This is a genomic window from Enterococcus phoeniculicola ATCC BAA-412 (assembly GCF_000407505.1).
GTDB classification, from domain to species: Bacteria; Bacillota; Bacilli; order Lactobacillales; family Enterococcaceae; genus Enterococcus_K; species Enterococcus_K phoeniculicola.
On sequence record NZ_ASWE01000001.1, the window covers coordinates 1,164,384 to 1,179,998 of the forward strand.

The window sequence follows — 15,615 nt, forward strand, 5'->3', positions numbered from 1 at the left end:
ATTGGAAAATAAGAAGAAAAAGTTCTATAATATAGACTCTAGTGAAAAATTTGAAGGGATAGAGGTGAATAACATTGAAAAAGAAATTAACAAAATCAAATAGGAATGTTGTCCTAACAGGTACATTAGCAGGTATTGCCGAATATCTTGGCATTGATCCAACAATTATCCGTGTTATCTATGTTGCATTGAGTATGTTCTTAATCGGGAGTCCCATAATTTTATATATTATCATGGCGTTAATCATCCCTTCAGGTCGTAAGCAAGCTCAAAGCTATGGACACGAAAATCCTTATTACCAAAGCAACAACTATCGAGATACAACAAATGCACCTCGAAAACAAGCAGATAAAATTGATGAGGACGACTGGAGTGATTTCTAATGACTTATTTCCAACGACTGGTTGTAAACACGTTGACATTTATCTCATTAGCAGTCTTATTTCCTAACATGATTCACGTAGAAGGAATTCCAACAGCGATTATTGCAAGCTTTGTACTTTCCCTACTGAACATGTTGGTAAAACCGGTTTTAACCATCTTATCTTTACCTTTTACATTGTTAACATTCGGATTATTTAGCTTTGTCGTCAATGCGATTATCTTAAAGCTAACCTCGTTTTTTGTCGGTGTGGAACAGTTTGGGTTTTCTTCCTTTGGAGCGGCCATTCTTGTTGCAGTCATCATGACTTTGGTAAATACCATCGTCAGTGAGCACACCATGTCAAAATATCAATGATGTATTAATAACCTGAGCTTGGATTTTTCCTAAATCCAGCTCAGGTTATTTCTTTCTAGTAACTTGTTCGTGATAATGATAAAATAAAACAGGAATACTATAAGAAATGAGGTACTGTGATGACAGAGATTGTCAAAGTTAGTCAGCTAGTTGATAAGCTATCCCTTGAAGTTGTAACGGGGAGTGCAGCTAGCTTAGATCGTGATATTGTAACCGGTGATATTTCTCGACCTGGTTTAGAGTTAACTGGTTATTTTAATTATTATTCTCATGACCGTTTGCAATTGTTTGGAAGTAAAGAAACTTCCTTTGCAGAACGGATGACTCCTGAAGAACGGTTAATGGTTATGAGACGGATGTGTAGTCCAGATACGCCTGCCTTCATTATTTCTAGAGGTTTGGCTGCTACTAAGGAAATGATTCAAGCAGCTGAGGAACATGATATTGCCGTTCTTCGATCACCAATCTCTACTTCACGTTTGTTAGGAGAGATTTCAAGCTATCTAGATGGGCGTCTAGCACCTCGCACAAGTGTTCATGGTGTTTTAGTCGATGTTTATGGTCTAGGCGTTCTTATCCAAGGAGACAGCGGTATAGGGAAAAGTGAAACCGCTTTGGAACTAATTAAACGAGGACACCGCTTAATTGCTGATGATCGTGTAGACGTATACCAGCAAGATGAGTTGACAGTAGTAGGAGAGCCTCCGAAAATTTTGCAGCATCTGATCGAAATTCGCGGAATTGGTATTATTGACGTGATGAATTTATTTGGCGCGAGTGCTGTACGTGGTTCTACTCAGGTTCAGCTAACTGTCTATTTAGAGTCTTGGGAAAAAGACAAAAAATATGACCGCTTAGGCTCTGATGATACCACTGTAGAAATTGCAGAAGTACAGGTGCCTCAAATAAAGATTCCAGTAAAAACAGGACGAAACGTAGCGATTATCATTGAAGTTGCTGCGATGAATTTCCGTGCCAAAACGATGGGCTATGATGCAACAAAAACATTTGAAGAACGACTAACGAAACTAATTGAAGAAAATTCAGGAAATTAAGGAGTTTTAGTATGCTAGCACAAATCGACCGTGTTGCGTTCGACCTCTTAGGGTTTCCAATCTATTGGTATGCATTATTAATTGTTTCAGGTATTGCAATTGCCATGTGGTTAAGTAGCCGAGAAGCCGTTCGTGTGGGATTAAAAAAAGACGATGTAACCGACTTTATGCTCTGGGGATTACCCATTGCCATTATTGGTGCACGTTTATACTTTGTTTTATTTGATTTACAACCTTATTTAGAGGACCCCATTCAGATTTTCAATATCCGTTCTGGCGGATTAGCAATCTATGGCGGACTAATTGCCGGTGGGTTAACTCTCTACTTTTTTACCAAATATCATTTTATCTCTCTATGGACATTTCTTGATATTGCTGCACCAAGTGTGATTCTTGCCCAAGCAATTGGACGATGGGGAAACTTTATGAATCATGAAGCCTTCGGTGGAAAAACAACAGAAGCTTTCCTAAACAGTTTGCATTTACCTCAATTTATTATTGAGAATATGTATATTGATGGCGCCTTTCGTCAACCAACGTTTCTCTATGAATCCACTTGGAATATTTTAGGATTCATTTTACTTATCCTGTTGAGAAAGAAGAGTCATTTATTAAAACAAGGGGAAGTCTTTCTTGGTTATATCATCTGGTATAGCTTCGGTAGATTCTTTATTGAAGGAATGAGAACGGACAGTCTGTATCTTTTTGCAAATATCCGTGTCTCTCAAGCATTGTCTGCTGTATTATTTATAGGTGCGCTATTGCTTGTTGTTTGGCGTCGGAAAAAAGATACGCAACTAAAAGATTACGATCGTACACTTGGAGACAATCAATATGTACTTTAAATGAAATGATTAGCCAGATATGGTAAACTAGCAAGGGAAACAACGAAAAGGGGGAGCAATATTGAAACAAACAATCGCTGTATTAGGCCCAGGCTCTTGGGGAACTGCTTTAGCGCAGGTTCTTGCTGAGAATGGTCACGATGTTCGCATTTGGGGGAATAATGAAGCTCAAATTAATGAAATTAACACGTACCATACAAATCGTCATTATTTGCCAGATATTAAAATTCATGCATCTATTCGCGGAGAAAATGAGTTAGCTACAGCTATCGACGGGGCAGATGCCATACTTTTTGTCGTTCCAACAAAAGCAATCCGTGTAGTTGCACAGGAATTTGTAGAAAAAGTGAAAAATAAGCCATTAATTATTCATGCAAGTAAAGGACTTGAACAAGGAACACACAAGCGGATTTCCGAGGTATTATGTGAAGAGATTCCTTCCGACAAAAGACAAGGTGTGGTTGTCCTTTCAGGACCTAGTCATGCAGAAGAGGTCGCCGTTCATGACATTACGACGATTACTGCTGCAAGTGAAGATATAAATGAAGCAACCTATGTTCAAAACTTATTTATGAATGAGTATTTTAGAATTTACACAAATACAGATATCATTGGAGTAGAAATGGGCGCTGCACTAAAAAATATTATTGCCATTGGTGCTGGTGCTATCCACGGATTAGGCTTTGGTGACGATGCTAAGGCAGCCATTATGACTCGTGGGCTTGCTGAAATCAGTCGTTTGGGTGTCGCTATGGGTGCAGATCCACTCACCTTTATCGGGCTGAGTGGAGTAGGTGATTTAATTGTTACATGTACAAGTGTTCATTCACGAAACTGGCGTGCAGGAAACCTGTTAGGAAAAGGGCATAATTTACAAGAAGTGCTTGATAACATGGGTATGATTGTTGAGGGCGTCTCTACGACGAAAGCAGCGATTGAGCTTGCCCATCAAGTAAAGGTAGAAATGCCTATTACTGAAACTATTTATAGTGTTCTTTATGAAGGAAAAGATATCCAAACCGCAGCTAAAGAGATTATGCTGCGAGATGGAAAAGTGGAAAACGAATTTTCACCAAATTAGAACAATTTAATAAACTAGGAGGCAACAACCATGAAAGTCAAAAAAGCCGTCATTCCAGCAGCAGGACTAGGAACTCGTTTCTTACCCGCCACTAAAGCAATGGCAAAAGAAATGTTACCTATTGTTGATAAACCAACTATTCAATTTATCGTAGAGGAAGCATTAAAATCAGGAATCGAAGATATTTTAATCGTAACTGGAAAAGCCAAACGCCCAATTGAAGACCACTTTGATTCAAATGTTGAATTAGAAACAAACCTACGAGAAAAAGGAAAAACAGAACTACTTAAACTAGTCGAAGAAACAACTGACGTGAATCTTCATTTTATCCGTCAATCTCATCCAAAAGGGCTAGGACATGCAGTCTTACAAGCGCGTGCATTCGTAGGCAACGAGCCCTTTGTCGTAATGCTAGGGGATGATTTAATGGAAGATACGATTCCATTAACCAAACAGCTTATCAATGACTATGAACGAACACATGCTTCTACACTTGCTGTTATGCGCGTCCCACATGAAGATACCTCAAAATATGGAATCATCAACCCTGGTGAAGAAGTAGAAAAAGGATTATTTAATGTGAAAAACTTTGTTGAGAAACCAAAACCAGAAGAAGCACCAAGTGATTTAGCGATTATCGGTCGTTATTTACTTACGCCGGAAATTTTTGACGTTCTTGAAAATCAAGAACCTGGTGCTGGAAATGAAATTCAACTAACAGATGCCATTGATACATTAAATAAAACCCAACGTGTGTTTGCCCAAGAATTTACAGGAAAACGTTACGATGTGGGTGATAAATTCGGCTTCATGAAGACTAGCATCGAATATGGATTAACTCATCCTGAAGTGAAAGAAAACCTAAAACAATATATTATTGACTTAGGCGCTGAGCTCGCAGGGGAACAAAAAAAAGTAGAAAAAACCGCAAAAAAAGAAGAAGAATAGCCAGTAGAGTACTCTCTTTCTAAGCGATTATTTGCTCAAATAGAAAAATGGATGAAATCAGTTGGGTAACCCACTGATTTCATCCGTTTTTTTGATAAGCAAAAAAAGCTTCCTATCAGAATAAATTTGAAATCTAACAGAGATATACGAGCGATTCTATTCCAATAAGCCGAAATTGCATTTCTGCATCGAAAAACAATCTTTGATGGTACCAATCGTCTGTGTGAGTTCCTTAGTGTTGCTATAAATCACGGAAGTTTTACTTCCTATAATGCACAGTACCATGCTGAACTCTTCTGTACCGATTTCCTTTTTTAGTCAAATGATTCTACTATTTCCAAGAGACTTGTTTTCTTGTACAATGGAGCTAGAAATTTCTTCAAGAAAAATGCGTTTTTATTTGTGCAAAAAATGGGGAAATGCTATGCTAGATATAAGTTTTAAATGGCGAAAGGAGTGTTGAAATGTCAGGTGGAGAAATCGCAGGTTTATTAGCTGCACTTGCACTTATTGTGCTGGTAGTCTTTTTAGTCCCTGTATTATTACAATTATCAAAAACATTGAAAAATGTAGATAATGTCGTTTCAGAAGTAAAAACAACCGTTAATGTGGTAACAAATGACGTAGATGTCTTATCTCGTCAAGTAGAGGGACTACTTGTAAAAAGTAACGAACTCTTAAATGATGTCAATGGGAAGGTTGCGACGATTGACCCATTGTTTACTGCGGTCGCAGATCTAAGCGAAAGTGTTTCTGATTTAAACAGTTCAAGCAAAAATCTATTATCAAAAGTGACCTCTGTTGGAAAAACAACCGCTAAAGCGGGTGTTGCCACCAAAGTAGGTGGAACAGCAATTAAATTTTTCCGACATAACAAATCTTCAGAAAAAAAATAAAGAGTGGAGGAAATAGAATATGGCAAAAAATGGTGGATTTTTATTAGGTGCAATCATTGGTGGGACAGCCGCAGCTGTCGCAGCTTTATTGTTAGCTCCAAAATCAGGAAAAGAATTACGTGGGGAATTGTCAGCACAGGCAGATGACTTTTTAGATAAAGCATCTGATTACACAGATTATGCAAAAGACAAGTCATCTGAGCTTGGCTCTATCGCACGAGAAAAAGCGGCAACACTTTCTCAACAAGCAGGAGATTTAGCTGGAACTATCAAAGAAAAAACAACGACTTCTTTTGATGATGCACAGGATATTTCTGATTCTATGATTCAAAAATTGAAACAACAATCTTCTGATTTAACAGATCGATTTAAAAAAACAGCAGCAGATTTAAAAGAGGATACAGAAGAACTATCTGACTTGGCAACAGAAACAACAGAGGATATCGTTATTGATGTAAAAGATACTGTAGGTGACGCCCAAGATACTGTAAAAGAAGCAGTCGAAGAAGCAAAACCTGTAGTAGAAGAAAGTAAAGAAACGGCTAAAGAAGCAATTGAAGACGGAAAAGAACAAGCAAAAGCAGCTGTTAAAGACATTACAAGCGATTCAAAAGAATAATTAAAAAGAGGGTAAGTATTCAGCTCAAACGCGTTTCACGCAGATGAGTGGCTTCTCCGCCGTCTATTAAGAGTTTAAGGGGGCGTGACATAAGTTAGTTAGTTACGTCCTCGATAAAAACAAAATGCACGCGAAAATAAAAATATTTTCGCGTGCATTTTGTTTTTTTAGTATAATTGGTTGGTTTAATTACTTATTTTTGCCAGCTTCATCATATTGATTGCCGTAATCAGTAAACCTGATTGCTTTCTTACATTATCTAACCCTCGAACTGTGAATCGAGTGAAGCCTAAACAAGCCTTCATAAATCCGAAGACTGTTTCTACATCAATCTTCCTGCGACTATAAACCTTTCCGGTTTCAGGGGTAGAAAGAAGCTCATTTTGTTTGGCTTTATGATATTCCCAAGCAGGGTTTACTGTAATTTTTCTAATATACCCCTTCGGTGTTAGAGCTTCAGGAATCACTTCTTGATTTAGATCGATTTTTTCTGCTTGATATTCTTTAAACTCTCGAATAAATCCATCTTTATCGGTTCTTTTGCGATAGGCATGAAAATTAAATCGCACACCTTTAGGATCGATATAGTAATCTTCCTGTTCATTGTAAGTCCAGTTCATTATTTTTTGCTCATCGGTTTTCCACTTTTTACTTTTCTCTTTTAAAAAGGTCCCGTAGGGAATAAGCGCGGTATGTTGAGGGAGTTCATCTTCTAGATATCGATAATTACTTTCAGAGCCATACCCTGCGTCTGCGACAATATATCGATGTGATTGGTTAATCACATTCATTTTTTCAAGTAATGGTTGTAAGGTTCTAGTGTCAGTTGGGTTTTGAAAAACATCATATCCTAAAACAAATTGATTACAAGTAGCGATTTGTAAATTGTAGGCTGGCTTTAATTGACCATTCATCATATGATCTTCTTTCACGCGCATGAAAGTAGCGTCATGATCGGTCTTTGAGTAACTATTTCTGGCACCATAAATAGAAAACTGATCTTGGTGTTCAATCAGCTTCTCTCGTTTTTCAGTTAATTTGCGTACTTGACTTTTTAGCGTTCGGCGCTGTTTTTTTGCGGGATTAGGTGAAATTCGTTTCGTTGACTGGACTTTTTTTTCAATTTCTTCCAATCTCAGTTCCATTCGTGTCAACAGCTCATCTACCATGTCTAGTGTAAGGGAAGTCCCTTCGGGAATCTCTTTTACTGCATAAGCTTCTTTTAATTCCGTCATCAATAAAAGGAGTTTTTCACGATTCATCTGATCAAAACGGATCGTGTTTTTCTTCCAGACAAAGCTGTATTTATTCGCATCGGCTAGAATTTTCGTGCCATCGATAAACAACGCATCATCAATCAGATTGCGCGCGCGAAGATACTCGGTCAGATGTGTTAATCCTTTATTCGTCAATTCCTGCACATCATTGGACACGCAGAAACGGGCAATCGTTCGATAAGAAGGTACACGTTCTTGAGTCAACCAACGGGCATATAAATTTTCTTCAGCCAATCGCTCAATCTTGCGACTGGTGAAGGTTTCTCTCGTATAGGCAAACAGAACTAGCTTCATCATGGCACCTAGATCATACTCTCTAGGGCGTCCAAAAAGATACGGCTCATTGATTTGAAGAGATTCCACTAATTCATTGATGAAAACAGCGACGTGATTTTCTTTGGGAGAAAATGAAGTTGATAAGTCCAAAGTGAGTTGATTCATGTTATAATAGGTATGCATATTTTTAGTCCTTTCAGGATTAAATGTTTGAAGCACAGGGTGCCACCTGTGCTTCTTTTATTTTAACTAAAAAAGCGCATGAAATGAACGGTTTTTCGTCATTTCATGCACTTTTCTGTTAGGGACTTATGTCACAGCCCCATTTTTTTCTTACAGTTATTCAGTTTCTTTAGTTAATTATCTGTAATTCTTTTGGTGTTTTCGTAAATGGTACGCAGCCGTCTTCTGTTACATAGACGCAGTCTTCAATTCGAACGCCTACTTTTTCTGGAATATAGATTCCAGGTTCTAAAGAGAAGCACATACCTTTTTCAATGACTAAATCATTGCCTTCAACAAGAGAAGGGTATTCATGAACAGTTGTACCAATGCCATGACCTAGACGATGATTGAAGTATTCGCCGTATCCATAACTCTCAATAACCTCACGAGCAATCTTATCTAGCTCACTTGCTTTTACACCGGGTTTAACAGCTTCTTGCGCTTTTAGTTGTGCTTCAAGCACGATAGCATAGATTTTTTCTTGAAATTCCGTTGGCTCATTGAAGGAAACTGTCCTTGTTGCATCACTACAATAACCGTTCCAAATAACCCCTAAATCAAACAAAACAAGTTCATTTTTAGAAACGGCTGTTTTTCCTGGAGTCCCATGAGGGCTAGCGGCATTTTCCCCGGCTAAGACTAATGTGTCAAAGGACATATTCATCACGCCTTGACGTTTCAGCTGATACTCAATTTCAGCAACAAGTTCTTGCTCAGTCACGCCTTCTTTAATCGTTTTAAACCCAATTTCAAATGCAACATCTGCCCAAGAACCAGCTTCCATCAGCTTATTTTTTTCTGCTTCTGTTTTGATTAATTGCAGACGTTGAATAATAGGCGTTAAATCTGTTGAAAAGTCTGTACCTGGAAATGCTGTTGCTAACGCATCAAACCGATCAATGGTTAGATTTGCTTTTTCAAGGCTAAGGGAAGCGGGCACACCATAGCGGCTAGTAATTTCATTAGCAATTATTCCCCAAGGATTTTGGCTATCTAGATAGCCGATTACATCATAGCTCCAAGAACTATTTTGTGCATCTTCTACTTCAAGTGCAGGTGTAAAAAGAAAGGGCTCTTTATCAACTGAAACAAATAGAGCAAGCACCCGTTCATGAGGCTCACTTTCATACCCTGCAAAATAAGCAATATGACCTGGGTCACTGATATAGGCTAAATCTGTATGATTTTCTTTCATCCAATTCTTTAATTCTGTCAATTTAGTGGTATTCATTCTTTGTCCTTCTCTCTAATAGATTTCACACCTCCTATTGTACCACTATTCGAATAATCAGACTATTTGAAATGAATACAAAATTTTCATGAAAACGGAAGTAAAACGGTTGCAATATATTTAGGAATCTGCTATTCTAGTTTAGAAATGTAAATAGCATTTTCAGAAAATGGAATATAAAAAATGAATAGGAGAATTTTCATGGAAAAACAAACAATTACAATCTATGATGTTGCTCGCGAAGCAAATGTTTCTATGGCAACTGTTTCCCGTGTTGTGAATGGCAACCCAAATGTAAAGCCTGCAACTCGTAAAAAAGTATTAGAAGTGATTGATCGTTTAGACTATCGTCCAAACGCAGTTGCTCGAGGATTAGCAAGTAAAAAAACAACAACAGTTGGTGTATTGATCCCTGACGTAAGCAATATGTTCTTCGCTTCATTAGCTCGAGGTATTGATGATGTTGCAACAATGTACAAATATAATATCATCTTAGCAAATTCTGATGGAAACGACCAAAAAGAAGTCAATGTACTGAACAACTTGTTAGCTAAACAAGTAGATGGAGTCATCTTCATGGGCCATCACATTACTGACGAAATCCGCGGAGAATTTTCACGTTCAAAAACTCCCGTTGTTTTAGCTGGCTCAATTGATCCAGATGAACAAGTAGGCAGCGTAAACATTGACTATGCAAGTGCAACAAAAGATGCAACAGATTTGTTAGCAAAAAATGGAAACAAAAAAATTGCTTTTGTCAGCGGTGCGTTAATTGATCCAATCAACGGTCAAAGTCGTATGAAAGGATACAAAGAAGCACTCTCTGAAAATGGTTTATCTTATAACGAAGGTCTTGTATTTGAATCAGCCTATAACTTTAAAGATGGTTTAGCTTTAACAGATCGTATTCGCAACAGTGGAGCAACAGCTGCTTACGTTACGGACGATGAATTAGCTATTGGTATTTTAGACGGTATGTTAGATGCAGGAGTTAAGGTTCCTGAAGAATTTGAAATCATCACAAGTAACAATTCATTGTTAACCGATGTTTCTCGTCCTCGTCTATCAAGCGTGACACAGCCTTTGTATGATATTGGTGCAGTGGCAATGCGTCTATTAACAAAAATGATGAACAAAGAAGAAGTAGAAGAAAAAACAATTATTCTACCTTATGGCATTGATAAAAAAGGATCTACAAAATAAAATAAAAAAATCAGCGGATTTCCGCTGATTTTTTTGTGTCTTACTTTTAAAAACAACACCATTAACAAAGATTTTTTTAATCGACATAGAAGTAATAGTATTCGTCATCTTCATAGGCAAAATTATCATACGAATACACATCCTCTAATTGTTCTCCGACTTTTTTCCCTCTTCTTTATCCTCTGAATCTTTCTCATTTGTTTTCTCTTTGTCTTTATCTTTATCTGAGCTAGTTGATTTTTCTTTCTCTTTTTTCTCCCGATCAGCTTTTTCCTTTTCTTCTGATTTTTTCTGCTCTGCTGCAATTTTATTCAGATAGTTTCTCCAGTAATCAGAATAATTTTCTTCTGTACCGCCAATACCAAATTGGTAAGTGCTATCTGCCGGACCATTTTTTGCCCAAAGAGAGGTGACTTCTTTTCCTGGAGACTGGAGCTTGTAATTTTGATAAGCGACCGTGGCAGGTAACTCTCCTGTGAAATCAGAAACTTTTATTTGTTTTACTTCATTTGATAATTGGAATCGGTCATTTGTACCAAAGACATCTCCATTTGTTTGATGGACCTTATTAATCACATATGCAAGATAATTTGCAGAACGATCACCACTGCCATCATTCATCGGAATATTGGCTTCTCCGTGTCCAGACCAGTTGCTAATCGTTACTTTTGGTGTAGAAACAACTAACCATGAATCAGCATAATTATCTGTACTACCTGTTTTTCCAACCCAATCAGCGTTTCCTAAATTCCAGTCAAGTCCACTAATAACAGATTTAAACGGAGAAGTAATTTGGGCATCAATTACGCTTCTCATAAGATCATTCATAATAGATGCTGTAGCAGGAGAGAAGACCTCAACAGGGTTTGCTTCATGCTGATAAACGACATTGCCATCATTATCCTTAATTGACTCGATCAGATAGCCTTCTTGATACACACCACCATTTGCTAATGCCTGGTATCCATTTGTTTGATTCAATGTGGTAACATCGGTTGTTCCAAGTGGTGCTGCTTCAACACCCCAGTCATGCGAGGCAGGGTAATTCATTTTCTTTAAATAATTATCATAGGCAAATTGATCCGAGCCTGTTTTTTCAATTAAATTCTGATAAATATGGTAAGCAGGAATATTGTTGGACCATTCCAGTGACTCACGAACCGTTTGGAACGTTCTAGATCCTGTATTTGTTGCATTAGCTAATGTTGCACCGCCATCACGATACTTCATCGGATAATCAGCTACACGTGTTTCAGAACCCATCAAGCCTTGATCAATAGCTGGTCCATAAACTAAGACCGGTTTAATTGATGAACCAGCTTGTCGAACCGTATCAAACGCATGATTATTTTGATCAGTGTTATAGTCTCGACTTCCAATAAAACCTAAAATTTTTCCTGTTTTATTTTCCATCAGGACGCTTCCTGTCTCGATTCGAGAACCTGAACCATCGTCTAGCATGTAGCCATAATCACGAACTGCATCCTGCATTGAGTTGTAAATATTTTTATCGATAGTTGATTGAACAGTATATCCGCCATTCTCCAACTCTTTTTTTGCGCGGTTTTTATAAGCTACAAAAGTTGACTCATCTGCAAACTCTTCATCACTAAGACCATCTGCTTTTGCATTTTTTTCCGCAATAACATTTTGAGCTTCATCTAGCACTGAATAATAAAGAAACCCTTGATCATCTGCTTCAACCGCCTGTTTTTTCAGAAAATCTTTTGACAAATCATAGGCTTTTGCTTCTTCATATTCTTTTTTTGTAATTGCTTTTTCACGATACATACTAAACAAGACAAAATCTTTTCTTTCAAGTCCCAAAGAATAATCTTCCTTTAGATCACCTGTATTGGTATATGGACTATACGTAATCGGACTTTGAGGAAGCCCCGCAATAAATGCTGCCTGCGCTAAATTTACATCTTTTGCATCGACACCAAAAATTCCTTTTGCCGCTTCTTGTACGCCAGCAATATTCTGTCCTTTATTGTTTCGACCAAAAGGGGAGACATTCAAATAAGTTGTTACAATCTCATCTTTTGAAAAATATTTTTCAATTTGCATAGATAAAATGATTTCATTTGCTTTTCGTTTAAATGTTGTTTCATCTGATAAAATTTGCTGTTTAACTAATTGTTGAGTCAATGTAGAGCCACCCGAAGACCCCATTCCCGTAGCTTCAGAGATGAGTGCACGAATGACGGCTTTTGGAACAAAGCCTTTATGCTCTTCAAAATATTCATCCTCTGTATTGATAATTGCTTCTTTTATCAAATCAGAAATATTTTCAGAGCTAACAGCCGTCCTCATTAAGTCTGAACGAATGGTTGCAATCTCACTATTATCAGCGTAAGCCAATTTGGATGTCTGAGTAATATCACCCAAATCACGTTTTAGTTCGTCTTTGGTAGGTATTGGTGTATCCTCAACCAGATATGCAAAATAGCCTGTGCCAATCCCTAGTGCAAGAGACCCTCCTAATATCAGTAAAACAACACCTACAATAAGTAAAGATTGAAGGACGCGTAAAAAAATATTAAATCCAAATAAAACCTTATTTTTACCTGTTTCTGAATTGTGTCTTCCATTATTTAATGGGGGCAATGATTTCACCTCAATTTTTGATTTATACCGTATAATTATAGCAAAGAAACAGTGATATGAATAGCTTAGTGGGAAAAAGTAGTCAGATTATCAAAAAAAACTTTATAAATAGGTAACCACTTCCCACGAACTTCTTTTCTTTATAGTCATTTTCAGTTAGAATTGATACGACGACTACATACATAAGGGCATTGGGGTGTCCGTTAAGTTCTTGTTCACCGCGTTAAAAATAAGCGTTTAGGACAAAACAGAAAGACGTTCTGTTTTTGTCTTTTTTTTTAGAAAGAAGGAAAAAATTATCAAAACAATTCTTTTAAATGCACTGGGTTTGTTTCTTATCATCCTCATTGGTTACGGATTAAAGCGGATAAATTTGCTTTCCAAGGCAGATGGTGGAACATTATCCACCATTATATTAAATGTTACGCTTCCGGCCGCAATTATTGTGAACCTTGCTGATTTACAAATACAGACGAATCTGCTTATTTTGCTGCTTGCTGGATTTTTATTAAATTGCTTAATGATTCTCATCGGAGCTGTAGCGTCCAAAAGAAAAAAAACTGTCGAACGAGAATTTTTCATGTATAGTGTATCAGGATATAACGTAGGAAACTTCACTTTGCCATTTCTACAAAGCTTTTTCCCTGTAGCAGTCCCACTGCTGGCTATGTTTGATATGGGAAATAGCATCATGCTTGCCGGTGGAAGCACCGTAGCCATTGACAAAATTGTCGGAGAAAAAGCACCAGTCACTATTTTAGGAATCGTAAAAAAGCTACTAAAATCCATTCCTTTTTCTGCTTATTTACTGATGCTCATTCTTCGTTCGGGAGAGGTTGTCTTGCCGACTTCTCTGATTGATATCCTAAAAGTAATGGCAGAGGCAAATACCTTTTTATCTATGTTTATGGTGGGGTTATATTTGGAGTTAAACTTACCTAGAAAAAGTTACTCTCTTGTGACAAAAACACTAGGAGTACGTTACGGATGTGGCTTGATTTTATTTGCGCTTTTTTACTTTTTACCCATCCCACATACGATGAAAATTGTTTTATGTCTGTTAAGCGTATCACCGATTCCAACTTTTTCAGTAATAAATAGTGTAAAAGCAGGCATGTCTGAAGAAATCGTCGGCTTTACTTCCTCCATCAGCTTTATTATCGGATTATTTTTCATGACCTTAGCCTTATTACTAATCGGGATTTAAAAATTTCAGACAGATTTCTTTAAAAAATGAAGAATATCTGTTACAAAGAAGAGAGTAAATGAAAAGGAGCAAAAAGTATGTTATTAGGATCTCACGTAAGTATGAGCGGAAAAAAAATGCTGCTAGGTTCAGCAGAAGAAGCAGCTAGCTATCAGGCAACTACGTTTATGATTTATACAGGAGCACCTCAAAATACACGTAGAAAACCAATTGAAGAAATGAATATTGAATCAGGACAACAATTTATGAAGGAACACAACCTATCAAACATTGTGGTCCATGCTCCATATATTATCAATTTAGGAAATACGATTAAACCAGAAAACTTTGGCTTTGCCACACAGTTTTTAAGAGAAGAAATTATTCGTGCGCAAGCACTAGGTGCAACTCAGATCACTTTGCATCCGGGCGCTCATGTTGGTGCAGGTGTTGATGCGGGGCTTAAGCAGATTATCAAAGGACTAAATGAAGTGTTGACAAAAGATCAAACTGCTCAAATTGCCTTGGAAACGATGGCTGGAAAAGGAACAGAATTAGGAAGATCTTTTGAAGAATTGGCTACAATTATTGAGGGAGTGACGTTAAACGAAAAACTTTCGGTCACATTTGATACTTGTCATACAAATGATGCTGGCTATAATGTGAAAGAAGACTTTGACGGTGTTTTAAATGAGTTTGATAAAATCATTGGATTAGATCGATTAAAAGTGCTTCATATCAATGATTCAAAAAATCCGCAAGGCTCTCATAAAGACCGACATGCAAATATTGGTTTTGGGACAATCGGCTTTGATGCCCTGAGTCAAATTGTTCATCATGATCAATTAACCACTCTGCCAAAAATATTGGAAACTCCGTATGTGGGTGCTGATAAAAAAACAGCAAAAGCTCCGTATGGATTTGAAATTGCGATGCTAAAATCAAAAATATTTGATCCGGAATTGCTAAATAAGATTGAAAATCAATAAAAAACGCCGTATTTCCAAAAAAGTTTGACTATTTTGGAAATACGGCTTTTCTTTTCCTTGTTTATCTAGTAAAATAATTTCTTGAGAGCAATTTGAGACGAAAGGAGAGATTTACATGTCAGTAGGAATAGTTGTACTTATCGCAGTTATCGCTTTGTTACTAGGCGCAGTCGGTGGATTTTTCATCGCGCGAAAATATATGCAAGACTATCTTAAGAAAAATCCTCCCGTTAATGAGGAAATGTTACGATCAATGATGGCGTCTATGGGGCAAAAACCCTCTGAAAAGAAAGTACGTCAGATGATGCAGCAAATGAAAAACCAAAGTAGTAAATAGGACATTCATTTTTTTGCAGGTACATCATATTATTGAAAAAAATTACGGGCTGAAATTTCTTTCGGCCTGTTTTTTTGTGTCTTATTTTAGGGATAATT

General features: G+C 37.2%; 14 protein-coding genes and 1 pseudogene. 12 read left to right on the top strand and 3 right to left on the bottom strand.

The genetic code is table 11. The features are described 5' to 3' along the window. The first annotated feature begins 74 nt into the window (after positions 1-74). From I589_RS05350 to I589_RS05385, 8 genes are all read left to right on the top strand, one after another. Positions 75-383, top strand: a complete 309-nt coding sequence (locus tag I589_RS05350; protein WP_010769139.1) for a PspC domain-containing protein — start codon at positions 75-77, stop codon at positions 381-383. Further along, positions 383-739 (top strand): phage holin family protein, encoded by a 357-nt coding sequence (locus I589_RS05355; RefSeq protein WP_010769138.1) that lies wholly within the window; start codon positions 383-385, stop codon positions 737-739. Before I589_RS05350 ends, I589_RS05355 begins: the two co-directional genes overlap by 1 nt. A 119-nt stretch (positions 740-858) precedes the next feature. Further along, a complete protein-coding gene (hprK, locus tag I589_RS05360; protein WP_010769137.1) occupies positions 859-1,794 on the top strand; it encodes an HPr(Ser) kinase/phosphatase in 936 nt (311 codons plus the stop codon). 11 nt (positions 1,795-1,805) lie between these two features. After that, complete coding sequence (gene lgt, locus I589_RS05365; protein ID WP_010769136.1) at positions 1,806-2,639, top strand: prolipoprotein diacylglyceryl transferase; 834 nt, start codon at positions 1,806-1,808, stop codon at positions 2,637-2,639. A gap of 61 nt (positions 2,640-2,700) precedes the next feature. Next, entirely contained in the window at positions 2,701-3,720 is a 1,020-nt protein-coding gene (locus tag I589_RS05370) for an NAD(P)H-dependent glycerol-3-phosphate dehydrogenase (RefSeq protein ID WP_010769135.1), read from the top strand. 30 nt (positions 3,721-3,750) lie between these two features. Beyond that, positions 3,751-4,668 carry a UTP--glucose-1-phosphate uridylyltransferase GalU gene (gene galU, locus I589_RS05375; RefSeq protein WP_010769134.1) on the top strand — a complete coding sequence of 306 codons (918 nt, stop codon included), beginning with the start codon at positions 3,751-3,753 and terminating at the stop codon, positions 4,666-4,668. Positions 4,669-5,132: 464 nt separating this feature from the next. Beyond that, complete coding sequence (locus I589_RS05380; RefSeq protein ID WP_010769133.1) at positions 5,133-5,564, top strand: DUF948 domain-containing protein; 432 nt, start codon at positions 5,133-5,135, stop codon at positions 5,562-5,564. A 19-nt stretch (positions 5,565-5,583) separates the two neighbouring features. Beyond that, positions 5,584-6,183, top strand: a complete 600-nt coding sequence (locus I589_RS05385) for a YtxH domain-containing protein (RefSeq protein ID WP_010769132.1) — start codon at positions 5,584-5,586, stop codon at positions 6,181-6,183. A 194-nt stretch (positions 6,184-6,377) separates the two neighbouring features. Here I589_RS05385 and I589_RS05390 read toward each other — a convergent pair. Then, positions 6,378-7,919 (bottom strand): annotated as a pseudogene (locus tag I589_RS05390) (IS1182 family transposase); the annotation flags it as partial. A gap of 169 nt (positions 7,920-8,088) precedes the next feature. Next, positions 8,089-9,192 (bottom strand): aminopeptidase P family protein, encoded by a 1,104-nt coding sequence (locus tag I589_RS05395; RefSeq protein WP_010769131.1) that lies wholly within the window; start codon positions 9,190-9,192, stop codon positions 8,089-8,091. 201 nt (positions 9,193-9,393) lie between these two features. Between I589_RS05395 and ccpA the strand changes: the two genes are divergently transcribed. Further along, a complete protein-coding gene (gene ccpA, locus I589_RS05400; RefSeq protein ID WP_010769130.1) occupies positions 9,394-10,395 on the top strand; it encodes a catabolite control protein A in 1,002 nt (333 codons plus the stop codon). 144 nt (positions 10,396-10,539) lie between these two features. Here ccpA and I589_RS05405 read toward each other — a convergent pair whose 3' ends face one another. After that, complete coding sequence (locus tag I589_RS05405) at positions 10,540-13,020, bottom strand: transglycosylase domain-containing protein (protein ID WP_425387024.1); 2,481 nt, start codon at positions 13,018-13,020, stop codon at positions 10,540-10,542. Between the two features lie 283 nt (positions 13,021-13,303). Between I589_RS05405 and I589_RS05410 the strand changes: the two genes are divergently transcribed. The 3 genes from I589_RS05410 (at position 13,304) to I589_RS05420 (ending at position 15,517) form a co-directional block, all read left to right on the top strand. Beyond that, positions 13,304-14,212: an AEC family transporter gene (locus tag I589_RS05410; protein WP_034684414.1), complete on the top strand. Its 909-nt coding sequence runs from the start codon at positions 13,304-13,306 to the stop codon at positions 14,210-14,212. A gap of 77 nt (positions 14,213-14,289) precedes the next feature. Beyond that, complete coding sequence (locus I589_RS05415) at positions 14,290-15,180, top strand: deoxyribonuclease IV (RefSeq protein WP_010769127.1); 891 nt, start codon at positions 14,290-14,292, stop codon at positions 15,178-15,180. Positions 15,181-15,295: 115 nt separating this feature from the next. Next, on the top strand, positions 15,296-15,517 hold the full coding sequence (locus I589_RS05420; RefSeq protein ID WP_010769126.1) for a YneF family protein: 222 nt from the start codon (positions 15,296-15,298) through the stop codon (positions 15,515-15,517). Positions 15,518-15,615 lie beyond the last annotated feature (98 nt).